At 70.7% G+C, this 12,520-nt stretch carries 11 protein-coding genes and 1 riboswitch; of the genes, 5 read left to right on the forward strand and 6 right to left on the reverse strand.

All coding sequences use genetic code 11. The features are described 5' to 3' along the window. Window positions 1–137: 137 nt before the first annotated feature. Complete coding sequence (gene hisC / locus ACIPRD_RS28960; RefSeq protein WP_356402172.1) at window positions 138–1,217, reverse strand: histidinol-phosphate transaminase; 1,080 nt, start codon at window positions 1,215–1,217, stop codon at window positions 138–140. A 504-nt stretch (window positions 1,218–1,721) separates the two neighbouring features. Here hisC and ACIPRD_RS28965 point away from each other — a divergent pair. From ACIPRD_RS28965 to ACIPRD_RS28975, 3 genes are all read left to right on the forward strand, one after another. Beyond that, on the forward strand, window positions 1,722–2,834 hold the full coding sequence (locus ACIPRD_RS28965) for a LacI family DNA-binding transcriptional regulator (RefSeq protein WP_356402170.1): 1,113 nt from the start codon (window positions 1,722–1,724) through the stop codon (window positions 2,832–2,834). 1,125 nt (window positions 2,835–3,959) lie between these two features. Next, the gene (locus ACIPRD_RS28970) at window positions 3,960–5,039 is read left to right on the forward strand and encodes a metallophosphoesterase (protein WP_356402168.1); all 1,080 of its coding nucleotides are present in this window, start codon (window positions 3,960–3,962) and stop codon (window positions 5,037–5,039) included. 181 nt (window positions 5,040–5,220) lie between these two features. Further along, window positions 5,221–6,081 carry a hypothetical protein gene (locus ACIPRD_RS28975; RefSeq protein WP_401567284.1) on the forward strand — a complete coding sequence of 287 codons (861 nt, stop codon included), beginning with the start codon at window positions 5,221–5,223 and terminating at the stop codon, window positions 6,079–6,081. Between the two features lie 75 nt (window positions 6,082–6,156). Here the strand turns inward: ACIPRD_RS28975 and thiC are convergent, their stop codons facing one another. Continuing rightward, window positions 6,157–7,953 (reverse strand): phosphomethylpyrimidine synthase ThiC, encoded by a 1,797-nt coding sequence (thiC, locus tag ACIPRD_RS28980; RefSeq protein WP_401567287.1) that lies wholly within the window; start codon window positions 7,951–7,953, stop codon window positions 6,157–6,159. Further along, window positions 7,946–8,119, reverse strand: a riboswitch (TPP riboswitch). It overlaps the preceding gene by 8 nt. Before the next feature lie 71 nt (window positions 8,120–8,190). Between thiC and ACIPRD_RS28985 the strand changes: the two genes are divergently transcribed. Further along, a complete protein-coding gene (locus tag ACIPRD_RS28985) occupies window positions 8,191–9,684 on the forward strand; it encodes a YibE/F family protein (protein WP_401567290.1) in 1,494 nt (497 codons plus the stop codon). A gap of 140 nt (window positions 9,685–9,824) precedes the next feature. Here the strand turns inward: ACIPRD_RS28985 and ACIPRD_RS28990 are convergent, their stop codons facing one another. The 4 genes from ACIPRD_RS28990 to ACIPRD_RS29005 form a co-directional block, all read right to left on the reverse strand. After that, a complete protein-coding gene (locus tag ACIPRD_RS28990; RefSeq protein WP_356402160.1) occupies window positions 9,825–10,262 on the reverse strand; it encodes an SsgA family sporulation/cell division regulator in 438 nt (145 codons plus the stop codon). A gap of 97 nt (window positions 10,263–10,359) precedes the next feature. Beyond that, window positions 10,360–11,226 carry an IclR family transcriptional regulator gene (locus ACIPRD_RS28995; RefSeq protein WP_401567293.1) on the reverse strand — a complete coding sequence of 289 codons (867 nt, stop codon included), beginning with the start codon at window positions 11,224–11,226 and terminating at the stop codon, window positions 10,360–10,362. A 201-nt stretch (window positions 11,227–11,427) separates the two neighbouring features. Further along, window positions 11,428–11,640 (reverse strand): DUF5326 family protein, encoded by a 213-nt coding sequence (locus tag ACIPRD_RS29000; protein ID WP_356402156.1) that lies wholly within the window; start codon window positions 11,638–11,640, stop codon window positions 11,428–11,430. Between the two features lie 129 nt (window positions 11,641–11,769). Next, complete coding sequence (locus tag ACIPRD_RS29005; RefSeq protein WP_356402154.1) at window positions 11,770–12,087, reverse strand: cupin domain-containing protein; 318 nt, start codon at window positions 12,085–12,087, stop codon at window positions 11,770–11,772. A gap of 52 nt (window positions 12,088–12,139) precedes the next feature. On the opposite strand from ACIPRD_RS29005, the gene ACIPRD_RS29010 reads away from it, so the two are divergent. Beyond that, window positions 12,140–12,517: a phage holin family protein gene (locus tag ACIPRD_RS29010; protein ID WP_356402152.1), complete on the forward strand. Its 378-nt coding sequence runs from the start codon at window positions 12,140–12,142 to the stop codon at window positions 12,515–12,517. Window positions 12,518–12,520 lie beyond the last annotated feature (3 nt).

Consider the following 12,520-nt stretch of genomic DNA (forward strand, 5'->3'; position numbering starts at 1 on the left):
AAGCGTTCACATTCACAAGCCATTATGGCGCACAGGTATTCGGGGAGAGAAGGGGGGGTCCACGGGGCAACGAGAAGGGCCCCGCCCAAGGCGGGGCCCGTCGGCCTCAGTTCGGGACCCCCTACGGGTCCCCCGGCTCAGCCGTCCTTGCGGAACGCCTCCGCGACCTTCAGGAAGATGTCGTTGCCCTCGGTCTCCCCGATCGTCACCCGCACGCCCTCGCCCGGGAACGGCCGGACCACCACGCCGTGCTCCTCACAGGCCTGCGCGAACGCGGCCGTGCTCTCCCCCAGCCGCAGCCACACGAAGTTGGCGTGGCTCTCCGGCACCGTCCACCCCTGCGCCCGCAGCGCCTCGACGACACGCTGCCGCTCGCACACCAGCGAGCCCACCCGGCCCAGCAGTTCGTCCTCGGCCCGCAGCGAGGCGATAGCCGCCTCCTGCGCGAGCTGGCTGACACCGAACGGCACCGCGGTCTTGCGCAGCGCCGCGGCCACCGGCTCGTGGGCGATCGCGAAGCCGACCCGCAGCCCGGCCAGGCCGTACGCCTTGGAGAAGGTGCGCAGCACGCACACGTTCGGCCGGGTCCGGTACAGCTCGACGCCGTCGGGCACCTCGGGGTCGCGGATGAACTCCCGGTAGGCCTCGTCCAGCACCACCAGCACGTCCTTCGGGACCCGGTCCAGGAACCGCTCCAGCTCCGCCCGCCGCACCACGGTGCCGGTGGGGTTGTTGGGGTTGCAGACGAAGATCAGGCGCGTCCGGTCGGTGATCGCGTCCGCCATCGCGTCCAGGTCGTGCACGTCGCCGTCCGTCAGCGGCACCCGCACCGAGCGCGCACCGCTGATCTGCGTGATGATCGGATAGGCCTCGAAGGAGCGCCAGGCGTAGATCACCTCGTCGCCCGGTCCGCTGGTGGCCTGGATGAGCTGCTGGGCCACGCCCACCGAGCCGGTGCCGGTGGCCAGATGCGAGAGCGGGACGCCGAAGCGGTTCGACAGCTCCTCCATCAGGCCACCGCAGGCCATGTCCGGGTAGCGGTTGAGATTGCCGGCGGCGGCGGTGACGCTCTCCATCACACCCGGCAGCGGGGGGTAGGGGTTCTCGTTGGAGGACAGCTTGTAGGCGACCGGACCCTCGGCCGCGGCCGCCTTGCCCGGCTTGTAGGTGGGAATACCCTCCAGCTCCGCGCGCAGCTTGGGGCTCGTCTCGCTCACCGCAGTCCTCCTCACGACAAGCCGGCGGACCGTCGACGCCCCCGGCTTCCTCCAATGCTCCTCACCTTATGAGGATCCGGCGCGCTTGCGTACCCGCGCGAGGCCGAGCCCCGCGGGCTCGGCCGGACCGGGCACCGGGCGGCGGGCACCCGGCCCGCGGACCCGGAGAGCCCGGCCGGCGGCTCCCGGGAACCCGGCCCGCGGGCATCCGGGGGCATCGTCGTACGAAGGCGTACGTATCGGGGGGCGCGCTCCACATATATCTATGCGCCGGTAGCTCGCGCCGTGGCGCGCATCCCTCGTGCAGGTGAGTTGAGACCTCTTCGAAACATCGGACACTTGGCAGGCCCATGCGTGCCGACGAGTCAGGTACCACCGTCGAACCCACCAAGTGCCTGGATTTCCAAGGCAGTTGATCATTTATGATCATGCAGAAACGTGCCTGTCAACGCGTGCATATGCGTCCGCACTACCCCACCGCATGAGCCCTACTATCGGCTCGCCATGACAGCAGCAGGGAAGCACCAGGTGAGCCGCGCGGAAACCTCACGTCGAGGCAGCCGGCCGGGCCGGGCGGGCATCAGAGACGTGGCCGCCGCCGCCGGCGTCTCCATCACGACCGTGTCCGATGCCCTCAACGGCAAGGGCAGGCTCCCGGACGCCACCCGACGCCACGTCCGCGAGGTCGCCGACCGGCTGGGATACCGTCCCTCGGCCGCGGCCCGCACCCTCCGTACCGGCAAGTCGGGCCTGATCGGCCTGACCGTGACGACGTACGGGGATGAACCTTTCACCTTCACCGAGTTCGCGTACTTCGCCGAGATGGCGCGGGCCGCCACCTCGGCCGCGCTCGCCCGCGGCTACGCGCTCGTGATCCTGCCCGCGACCTCGCGCCACGACGTCTGGTCGAACGTCGCCCTGGACGGCACCGTCGTCATCGACCCCTCGGACCAGGACCCGGTCGTCAGCGAGCTGGTCCGCCAGGGCTTACCCGTCGTCTCCGACGGCCGCCCGGCCGGCTCGCTGCCCGTCACCGCCTGGGTCGACAACGACCACGAGGCGGCCGTCCTCGGGATCCTCGACCACCTCGCGGACGCCGGCGCCCGCCGGATCGGCCTGCTCACGGGCACGACGACGGACACGTACACCCATCTGTCGACCACCGCGTATCTGCGCTGGTGCGAGCGGGTCGGCCAGGACCCGGTCTACGAGGCGTACCCCGCGCACGACCCCTGCGCCGGAGCCGTCGCCGCCGACCGCCTGCTCGCCCGCCCGGACCGCCCCGACGCCGTGTACGGCCTGTTCGACCCCAACGGCACCGACCTCCTCGCCGCCGCCCGCCGCTACGGCCTGCGCGTCCCCGAGGACCTGCTGCTGGTGTGCTGCAGCGAGTCCACGGTGTACGCCACGACCGAGCCGCCCATCACCACGCTCTCCCTGAAGCCCCGCCGCATCGGGACGGCGGTGGTCCAGCTCCTCATCGACGCGATCGAGAACGTCGATTCCGACCAGCCGGTCGAGCAGGTGATACCGACCGAACTGATCGTGCGCACCTCATCCCAGCGACGCCCCCAGCGCACGACGGTCAGCCCGCCGAGAACCCCGGAGGGCGGGTGACGCGGTCCTCCGGAGGACGGGTAGCGAGACCCTGAAGGGCGGACGGGGACGCTCGGGCCGTGCGGGCCGCGGGGCGCCGTTCGGCCGGGACGGCGGGCGCGCGGGGCGGGGTGGCACGGCTGGACGGCGCGGCAGGCGCACAGGGGCGGTCCCCGGCTGGGACGGCGGGCCCGCGGAGGCTTCGCGCGGGAACGGTCGGACGGCAGCGCCGGCGCGCCGGCGGGAGCAGCCGGACGGCCGGGACGGCACTCGGGCGGCAGCGGCCGGACGGGGACGGGACGGCGGGCACGCGGGGGCTTCGCGCTGGAACGGTCGGATGGCAGCACCGGCGGCAGCGGCCGGACGGGGACAGGACGGCTGGCGCGCAGGGGCTTCGCGCTGGAGCGGCCGGGCCCGGGGACAGCGTGCGCGCGGGCGTGATGGCGGGCAGGACGGCAGGGCGCCTGCCGGTCGACCGCCCGCCGCCCCGCCCCCGTCCTGGCCGCATCGGACGACGAGCTCGCCGCGACTGCGCGGTCCGGTCGCGCTCACGGCCGTGGAGGCCGCCGCCTCGGTCACCCACCTCCGTCCCCACCGTGCCCTGCCCCGGGACGGCGAGCGCGCCTCGGCCGCGCGGTCCCGCTCCGATCACGGCCGTGGCGGCGGTGCGCGCGGCGCGAGGCGGCCGGATGCCCGCGCCTGGGGGTGCCGACGGCCCGGCGGAGGTGGTTCCCGACCCCGTCGACGCGTCTCCCTGCCGGCACGGGCCAGCCGCGGCCGCGCGTACGGGGCAACGGCGATCCGCCCCTCACCGGCCGCGTACGCCGGATACGGGCGCCGGATACGGGCGCAGGGGAAGGACCGGAGCGCGGACGCCCCTCCCGTCACCCCTGACACACCTGTGCCTGAGGTCCGGCGGACCGGGCGACCGCCCCGGCGGCTGCCCCCGGGGACCGCGGACAGCAGGTCGAACCCCTGCCCAAACGGGGCGAAAGCCGCGGTGAACAGGAGTCTTGCGCCGATTCACCACCCCTGGGTCATCACACGGAGCGACGCACATTCCTATGATGGGCCCACGACACCGCGGGCCGCTGCGACCAGGCAGTCCGAAGCGGTGCAGATGCGGCGCGATGGTGGAGGGGTCTGATGACTCAGGGGGCCGGTCAGGGACCCGCGGTGGAGCGGACGGCGACGCTGCGCGACTTCCGCGTACCCGCGTACGTCCACGAGGCTGGTCCGTACGCGCACGTCCCCCACCCCGGAGACGCCCGTCCGCCAGCCGACGAGGGCTACCCCGAGGGCTACACCCCGACGGAACGCGACCTGCCCGTCATCCAGCGCGGCGACACGCTCCGGATGCCGACGGTCGAGCCGGACCTCGCCGTCGCCCCGCAGCCCGGCACCGGCCACGGCCCGCTGTACGTCGTCGGAGACGTCCACGGCTACCTCGACGAGTTGCTGGCCGCCCTGCAGGAGCAGGGTCTGATCGACGAGGCGGGCCAGTGGTGCGCGGGCACCGCCCGGCTCTGGTTCCTCGGCGACTTCACCGACCGCGGCCCGGACGGCATCGGCGTCATCGACCTGGTGATGCGGCTGTCCGCCGAGGCGGCCGCCGCCGGCGGCTACTGCAAGGCCCTCATGGGCAACCACGAGCTGCTGCTCCTCGGCGCCAAGCGGTTCGGCGACACCCCCGTCAACTCCGGCGCGGGCACCGCCACCTTCCAGGCGGCGTGGCTGCTCAACGGCGGCCAGAAGACCGACATGGACCGCCTCCAGGACCACCACCTGCAGTGGATGGCCCGGCTCGACGCCGTCGAGCAGGTCGACGGCTATCTGCTCGTGCACTCCGACACCACCGTCTACCTCGACTACGGCGACTCGATCGAGGCCGTCAACGACACCGTCCGCGAGACGCTGACCCGCAACGACGCGGACGAGGTGTGGGACCTGTTCCGCAAGTTCACCAAGCGCTTCTCCTTCCGGGACGAGGGCGGCGCGGACGCGGCCCGCTCCCTCCTCGATACGTACGGGGGCACCCGTGTCGTTCACGGCCACAGCCCCATCCCCTATCTGCTCGGCCAGGTCGGCTCCGAGGAGGGCGAGGACAGCGGCGGCCCCAACGTCGAAGGCCCGCATGTCTACGCCGAAGGCCTGGCCATCGCCATGGACGGCGGCGTGACCATGGCCGGAAAGCTGCTGGTGCAGCAACTCCCCCTGGACGACTGAACGTTCACGGGGCATAACCGGCCTGGCCGGGGGTGCTCCGGTCGGCCCGCAATTTCCGCCAACCCCCTGTCACCGTGTGCCGTCACGGCTCTACCATCGGCTTATCCGTAGCAGGCTCCCCTCCGTTTCTGCCCGACGGCTCGTCCGCGTGCGAGCCCCAAGCCCTACGGAGCATCGGGGGATGCACATGAACAGCGTTCCGCAGCACCTGCTGAGCGAGGACCGCCAGGAATTCGAGCGGGCCCTCGATGAGGCGCTGCGCTCCGCACCACACCGGCCGGAACTCGCCGCTGTAGGACAACGGCTGAACTCCGAACAACTGCGCACCATGGCACTCAACGCCATCGCCCTCATCACGGCGGCCGCGGCGAGCGAGTACCAGCACTACGTGAAGGTCCGCCAGGATCTGCGCGAACCGGCGTCCACCACCCCGGCGCCCGCCGCCTCCGGTTCCGCGGAGACGGGTACGAGCGCCCTGGGACTCGCCACCACGCTCGGCGAGACCGCCGAGTCCACCGGAGCCGGCGCGGTGGCCGTGGTCGCCGTCCTGGCCCCCGTCCTCGCCGGCACCGCCGCCGTGATCTTCCTGCTGGTGGGCTACATCCTCAGGGTGCTCGCCCCCGGCAAGACCTTCGCCCGGACCATGCTCACCGCCGGCTGGGTCTTCGGCGCCGTGGCCGCGGCCTCGATCCTCGTCGCCGCCGTGGGACTGCTGATCACCGCCCTGCGCAACAGCGCGACCGCGGAAGCCACCAGCCATGAGGAGGCGAGCCAGGTGGTGGCCGGTGCCCGGGAGGCCTGGCGGGACGCCCTGCTGGAACGCGGCATAGTGCCGTTCCTGGAGGAGGCCCTCGCCCAGCCGGGTACGGCCGCCCTGCACCGCACCGCACCGCCGGCCCCGACCGGCAGGATGCCGCGCCTGGGCTACGACCGCCCCGGCTTCACCAGCCCGGACGACGGCGGCGTTTCCGGCCGTCCGAGCTTCACCAGCCCGGACTACACCAGCCCCGACTTCGGCGGCCCGGAGAACCGGCCGGAATAGCCCCGGCTCGCGCCCCCGGCGGGGCGCGAGCCGGACGCCCGTCACACGGTCAGTACGACGTCCGGTGAGCGGTGATCACTCGGCGATCGGCAGATAGACCCGGTTGCCCGAGGCCGCGAACTCCTGCGACTTCCGGGCCATGCCCTCCTCGATCTCGGCCTTGCCGCTTCCGTGTTCGCGCCGGATGTCCTGCGAGATCCGCATGCTGCAGAACTTCGGACCGCACATGGAGCAGAAATGCGCCGTCTTGGCCGGCTCGGCCGGAAGCGTCTCGTCGTGGAACTCCCGTGCCGTGTCCGGGTCCAGGGCGAGATGGAACTGGTCCTCCCACCGGAACTCGAAGCGGGCGTCGGACAGTGCGTCGTCCCACTCCTGCGCACCGGGGTGCCCCTTGGCGAGGTCGGCGGCGTGCGCGGCGATCTTGTAGGTGATGACGCCCGTCTTGACGTCATCGCGGTCGGGCAGACCCAGGTGCTCCTTGGGCGTGACGTAGCAGAGCATCGCCGTGCCCCACCAGGCGATCATCGCTGCGCCGATACCCGAGGTGATGTGGTCGTACGCCGGCGCGATGTCCGTGGTCAGCGGGCCGAGCGTATAGAACGGAGCTTCATCGCAGATCTCCTGCTGAAGGTCGATGTTCTTTTTGATCTTGTGCATCGGGACGTGACCGGGGCCCTCGATCATCGTCTGTACATGGAAACGCTTGGCGATCCGGTTGAGTTCCCCGAGCGTGCGCAACTCCGCGAACTGCGCCTCGTCGTTGGCGTCCGCGATCGAACCGGGCCGCAGACCGTCGCCGAGCGAGTAGGTGACGTCGTAGGCGGCGAGGATCTCGCAGAGTTCCTCGAAGTTCTCGTACAGAAACGATTCCTTGTGGTGCGCGAGGCACCACGCGGCCATGATCGAGCCGCCCCGCGAGACGATGCCGGTCTTCCGGTCGGCGGTGAGCGGGACGAACGGCAGCCGCACGCCGGCATGGACCGTCATGTAGTCCACGCCTTGCTCGGCCTGCTCGACGACGGTGTCCTTGTAGATCTCCCAGGTCAGCTCCTCGGCCCTGCCCTCGACCTTCTCCAGTGCCTGATAGAGCGGCACCGTGCCGATGGGCACCGGGGAGTTGCGCAGCACCCACTCCCGGGTGGTGTGGATGTTGCGGCCGGTGGATAGGTCCATGACCGTGTCCGCCCCCCAGCGGGTCGCCCAGGTCATCTTCTCGACCTCCTCCTCGATGGAGGAAGTGACCGCGGAGTTGCCGATGTTGGCGTTGACCTTCACCAGGAACCGCTTGCCGATGATCATCGGCTCGATCTCCGGATGATTGACGTTGGCCGGCAGTACCGCCCGGCCGGCCGCGATCTCCTCACGGACCACCTCGGCGGACACGTTCTCCCGCAGGGCCACGAACTCCATCTCCGGAGTGATCTCCCCCCGGAGCGCGTACGCGAGCTGCGTCACCGCCTTGCCGTCACGGCCCCGGCGGGGACGGCGCGGACGGCCCGGGAAGACCGCGTCCAGGTTGCGCAGACCCCCTCGGGGTGACGTGTGCCTGATCCCGTCGTCCTCGGGCCGGACGGGGCGCCCCGGATATTCCTCGGTGTCGCCGCGGGTGGTGATCCAGTTCTCCCGCAGCCGCGGCAGGCCCCTGCGGACATCGGTGTCCTGGGCGGGATCGGTGTACGGGCCCGACGTGTCGTACAGCGTGACCGACTTCCCGTTGGTGAGGTGCACCTGACGGACCGGCACACGCAGATCGGGGCGCGAGCCCTCGACATACGACTTGTGCCAGCCGATGGACGTTCCGGCCTCCCGCTGCGACGACTCGTCGGTCGCGCTCCGTGCGGAGGCAGGCGTGCGTGCGTCCTTGTTGGTCATCCGACCTACTCCCTACGCCGGCATTACCCGGTAACAGGTTCAGCGGTCGGCGCAGCGGCTTCCGTTCGCCGATGTTCCCGGTGGAATCGCGTTCCACGTGAAACATCGCGTGTACGGAGGTCAGCGCCCTCTCAGCCCGGTGCTCCGAGCTCCCGCGTGTGCAAAGTTGTCTCCACGCTAGCGTCCTGTGTGGTGCGAAGAACAGTGGACCTCCCCCGTTCTTGCAATGATCTGGCCGTGACCACGACGCATCAGCCCCCCTTCCCTCCGCCCGGGCCACCCCGCCGGCAGGGCGCCGGTCACGGTGCCCGCCAAGGCGCCGACGGCGGGCACGGAGCGGGTCCGGGCCCCGGCTCGGCCCCCGGAGACGGACGCGGGCACGGGGACGGACACGGGGACGGCGGTCACGGGTCCGGCGGCGGTCACGGCCACGCGCACAGCCACAGCCACGGGCCCGCCGCGCCCGTCTCCAAGCACCTGCGCAAGGTCATCGCGGCGATCCTGGTGCCGTTCAGCGCCGCCGTCATGGTGGGGCTCGTGGTGCTGTGGCCCGGGGGAGCACCACCGCACCAGCGCAGCGGCGTCGGCTTCGACCGCCAGAGCCGGCAGGCCACGGTGACCCAGGTCGTCGAGGTGGACTGCGCCTCGGTCAACGCCTCGGGAGGCGCCCGGTCCGGCTCCCTCTCCGATGGTGGCAGTGGCGGTCCAGCCGGTGAGAAGGCGAAGGGCAGTTGCAAGCGGGCGACGGTCCGGGTCGACACCGGCGGCGACAAGGGGCGTACGTTCACCGAGATCGTGCAGCCGGACCAGTCGCGGCAGTTGCACCAGGGCGAGAAGGTCGTGGTCGCCTATGAACCCTCCGCGCCGAAGGACCTGCAGTATTCGGTCACCGACGTGAACCGGCAGTTCCCCATGGCGCTGCTCGCCGGGATCTTCGCGCTGGCCGTCGTGGTGGTGGGCCGGCTGCGCGGCGTCATGGCCCTGGTCTCGCTGGCGGTCAGCTTCCTGGTGCTGACCCTCTTCATCCTGCCCGCGATTCTCCAGGGATCGAATCCGCTGCTGGTGGCCGTGGTCGGGTCGAGCGCGATCATGCTCATCGCGCTCTACATGTGCCATGGCCTGTCGGCCCGTACGTCGGTCGCGGTGCTCGGTACCCTCGCCTCGCTGCTGCTGATCGGCGTCCTCGGTTCGCAGTTCATCGGCTGGGCGGCGCTCACGGGCAACACGGACGACAACACCGGTCTGATCCACGGTCTCTATCCGTCCATCGACATGAGCGGCCTGCTGCTGGCCGGCGTCATCATCGGTTCGCTCGGCGTCCTGGACGACGTGACGGTGACGCAGACCTCGGCGGTGTGGGAGCTGCACGAGGCCAATCCGGCGATGGGCTGGCGCGGACTGTACCGGGCGGGCATCCGGATCGGCCGCGACCACATCGCGTCCGTGGTCAACACCCTCGTCCTCGCCTACGCCGGTGCCGCGCTGCCGCTGCTGCTGCTGTTCTCCATCGCGCACAGCGGTGTGGGGGACGTGGCCAACAGCGAGCTGGTGGCGGAGGAGATCGTGCGCACCCTGGTGGGGTCGATCGGCCTGGTCGCCTCGGTGCCCGTCACCACCGCTCTCGCCGCCCTCGTGGTGTCGGCCGACCGGACCGGCAAGGACGGCGGAGCTCCGGCCGACCCCCGGACGGTTCCCGAGCGGGCCGGCAGGGGACGGCGCCGGAAGCGGTGAGCGGGGCCGGAAGCTCCGGGCGGGCCTGATTCGCGGGCGGGGCCGGTCGGTCCGGCAGCCCATGCAGAAGCGTTTCTGCATGGGCCCGCAAGGTTCACCGGGAGCGGCGTAGCGTTTCGGCTGCTCGGTGCCGGAACGCTTCAGCCCGCGCTCTGTTCCTCGGCCAGAATGCGGTCCAGGGCCTCGTCGAGGTAGGCATCGAAATCGGCCAGCGCACCCTCCTGGCCGAGCGGCACGAGCTTGTCCGTCCGGTCGAGGAAGGCCACCAGCGGAGGCGCCGACGAGCGGAACAGGGCCTGGTCACTGCCCACCTGAAGCCTGATCAGCACCTCGCCCAGCACCTCGGAGTCGGCGGGTGCGATGTGCACGTCACCCTCGCCGCACGGCCTGCCCACTCCGTCGATCATCAATTCCCGGCCGAACGCCCAGGTCACCGGGGCATCACCGGGCAGATGGAACGTGAGCCGCACCGCATAGGGATCTCTGGCCTCGTAGCGCAACTCCACCGGAATGCGGAAGGAAAGCTCCTCCGAGACGAGGAAGCTCATCATCACTTCTGCCTGTACGGACTCGCGCATCGCCTACCCCGTCATATGACATGGACTGGCCGGGATCGATCCCTGACCGTGCTCAAATCTTGCTGAACGTACACAGCAGATCACAAGGAGTGAGTTTTCAGATACTGATAGAGAGTGTCAGGGCTCCGAGATGGCGCGCGACCTCACCCTGCAGACGCTGTGTCACCGGCATCAGCCGGTCGGCCTGGTGGGCGGGGACCGAGACGGCCAGTGTGGCAGCCATGGTGCCCACGGTGATGGGAATCGCGGCACAAACCGCCCCCAGGGCGTATTCCTGACGCTCCACCACCGGCTCCATGCGTCCGGTCCGGGCCAGCCGCCTCAGCAGGGCGTCGTTGTCCCGCACGGTGTACGGCGTGAGGGAACGGGCGGGATAGCGGGAGAGATGGTCGCGGCGGGCGTCCTCGTCCAGCTGGGACAGCAGACACTGTCCGACGGCGTGCGCGTGCCCCGTCTCACGGAAGTCGGCCCACTCCTCGACCGCCGGAGCCTCCCGGGACGCGGAGACGCACATGACCTCGATCTCGCCGTGCCGGTACATCGCGAGATAGACCGGTACGCCGAGGGAGTCGCGCCAGTGCGCGAGCGTGTCGGCCACCGTGCTGCGACGTTTCTGCTGCGCTCCGCTGCTGCTCAGCCGCTCGGCCGCGGCCCCGAGGAAGAACCTGCCGCGGTCGCGGCGCAGATAGCCCTCGTGCACGAGGGTGCGCAGCAGGTGATAGGCGGTGGGCAGCGCGAGCCCGGTCTCGCGGGCGAGTTGCTTGGCGGGAGCGCCGTACTCGTGTGCCGCGACGGTCTCCAGCAGGCGCATGGCGCGCTGCACCGACCCGATGAGGGTCGCGGAGCGTGTGTCGCGGGCGGCGGAGGCGGGCGGCCGCTGCATGGGGGGCGCGCAGGGCCGGGTCCGAGGGGGAGGTGCGGGAGGTGCGTGGGGTCCTGCCGGTGCGGTGTCAACCGTGGCCAAGGGTCACTCCCGGAGCGCGAGGGGTGGGGGCAGCCCGTGCGAGGAGAAACACGGGTGGGGTGGGTGCCGCCCGTGGGTCGGGGTCCCACGGGAGTCCGGACTCTAACCGTCCGCCACCGCGCGCAGACGGCCTGCCGGGGAAACTTCCCTCCCCCGAGGGAACCGGTGACCCGTGTTACCGCCCGGCCGCTCCCGCGGCCCTCACCAGTCGCTGCGCGAGGAGGAGTTCGAGGTGAACTTCCGCACGATGTAGACCAGCCCGCCGACCAGGGCGACGAACAGCAGCACCTTGAAGAGCAGCCCGATCACGAAGGTGATCACAGCTCCTATGAGGCCGCCGAACACGACCAACGCGATGACCGGCACCGCGACCCACTTCACCCACCACGGCAGCCCCGCGAAGATCTCTCGCATGCCCTTGTCCCCTTGCGCTCGCAGTTCTCGATGTCTGTCTCGATGCTAGGGCCGCGAGGGGCTCCTGTGGGGGCCGGGCGGCCCTTGTCCTCCCCTGAACCGACCCTGAGGCAACCCTGAGAGCCGGCCTCACGCCTCGGGCGGAGAGAAGACCACCAGCACCCTCAGATCCTCACTGATGTGGTGGAACCTGTGGGTCACGCCCGCGGGCACGTAGACCACGCTGCCGCGGGCCACATCGGTCGTCTCCGGCCCCACGGTGATCGACGCGCGGCCGCTGACGACGAAGTACACCTCGTCCTGGCTGTGCGGCTTCTGCGGGTCGTGCTCGCCCGCGTCGAGGGCGTAGAGGCCGACCGACATGTTCCGCTCCCGCAGGAACTGGAGGTAGGCACCGTCGTTGGCCGCCCGCTCCGCCTCCAGCTCGTCCAGCCGGAATGCCTTCATCGTCGTCCGCCCTCACCGCTGCTCGTCGTCCTGGTCTGCCACGATCAGACACATGAAGAATTTCCTAGTCAAGACGATCGCGAACGCGGGCGCCCTGGCGGTCGCGGTGTGGGTGCTCGACAAGATCACCCTCACCGGTGACAGCACGGGCAAGAAGATCGGCACGCTGATAATCGTCGCGCTGATCTTCGGCTTGGTGAACTTCCTGGTCAAGCCGATCGTGAAGGTGCTCACCTTCCCGCTCTTCATCCTGACCCTCGGCCTGATCACCCTGATCGTCAACGCGCTGATGCTGCTGCTCACCTCATGGGTGTGCGACAAGCTCGACCTGAGTTTCCACGTGGAGGGGTTCTGGACCGCCGTGCTCGGCGGCCTGATCATCTCGGTCGTCTCCTGGGCGCTCCATGTCGTCCTGCCCGACAAGGACTGATCC

Origin of the sequence: Streptomyces sp. NPDC090108, from assembly GCF_044747185.1 — a bacterium.
GTDB lineage: Bacteria > Actinomycetota > Actinomycetes > Streptomycetales > Streptomycetaceae > Streptomyces.

Coding starts and splice junctions, on each gene's coding strand:
- ACIPRD_RS29010 (WP_356402152.1), top strand. CDS start 12,140: ATGAAGAATTTCCTAGTCAAGACGATCGCGAACGCGGGCGCCCTGGCG.
- ACIPRD_RS28975 (WP_401567284.1), top strand. CDS start 5,221: ATGCACATGAACAGCGTTCCGCAGCACCTGCTGAGCGAGGACCGCCAG.
- ACIPRD_RS29005 (WP_356402154.1), bottom strand. CDS start 12,087: ATGAAGGCATTCCGGCTGGACGAGCTGGAGGCGGAGCGGGCGGCCAAC.
- ACIPRD_RS29000 (WP_356402156.1), bottom strand. CDS start 11,640: ATGCGAGAGATCTTCGCGGGGCTGCCGTGGTGGGTGAAGTGGGTCGCG.
- ACIPRD_RS28990 (WP_356402160.1), bottom strand. CDS start 10,262: ATGCGCGAGTCCGTACAGGCAGAAGTGATGATGAGCTTCCTCGTCTCG.
- ACIPRD_RS28970 (WP_356402168.1), top strand. CDS start 3,960: ATGACTCAGGGGGCCGGTCAGGGACCCGCGGTGGAGCGGACGGCGACG.
- thiC (WP_401567287.1), bottom strand. CDS start 7,953: ATGACCAACAAGGACGCACGCACGCCTGCCTCCGCACGGAGCGCGACC.
- ACIPRD_RS28965 (WP_356402170.1), top strand. CDS start 1,722: ATGACAGCAGCAGGGAAGCACCAGGTGAGCCGCGCGGAAACCTCACGT.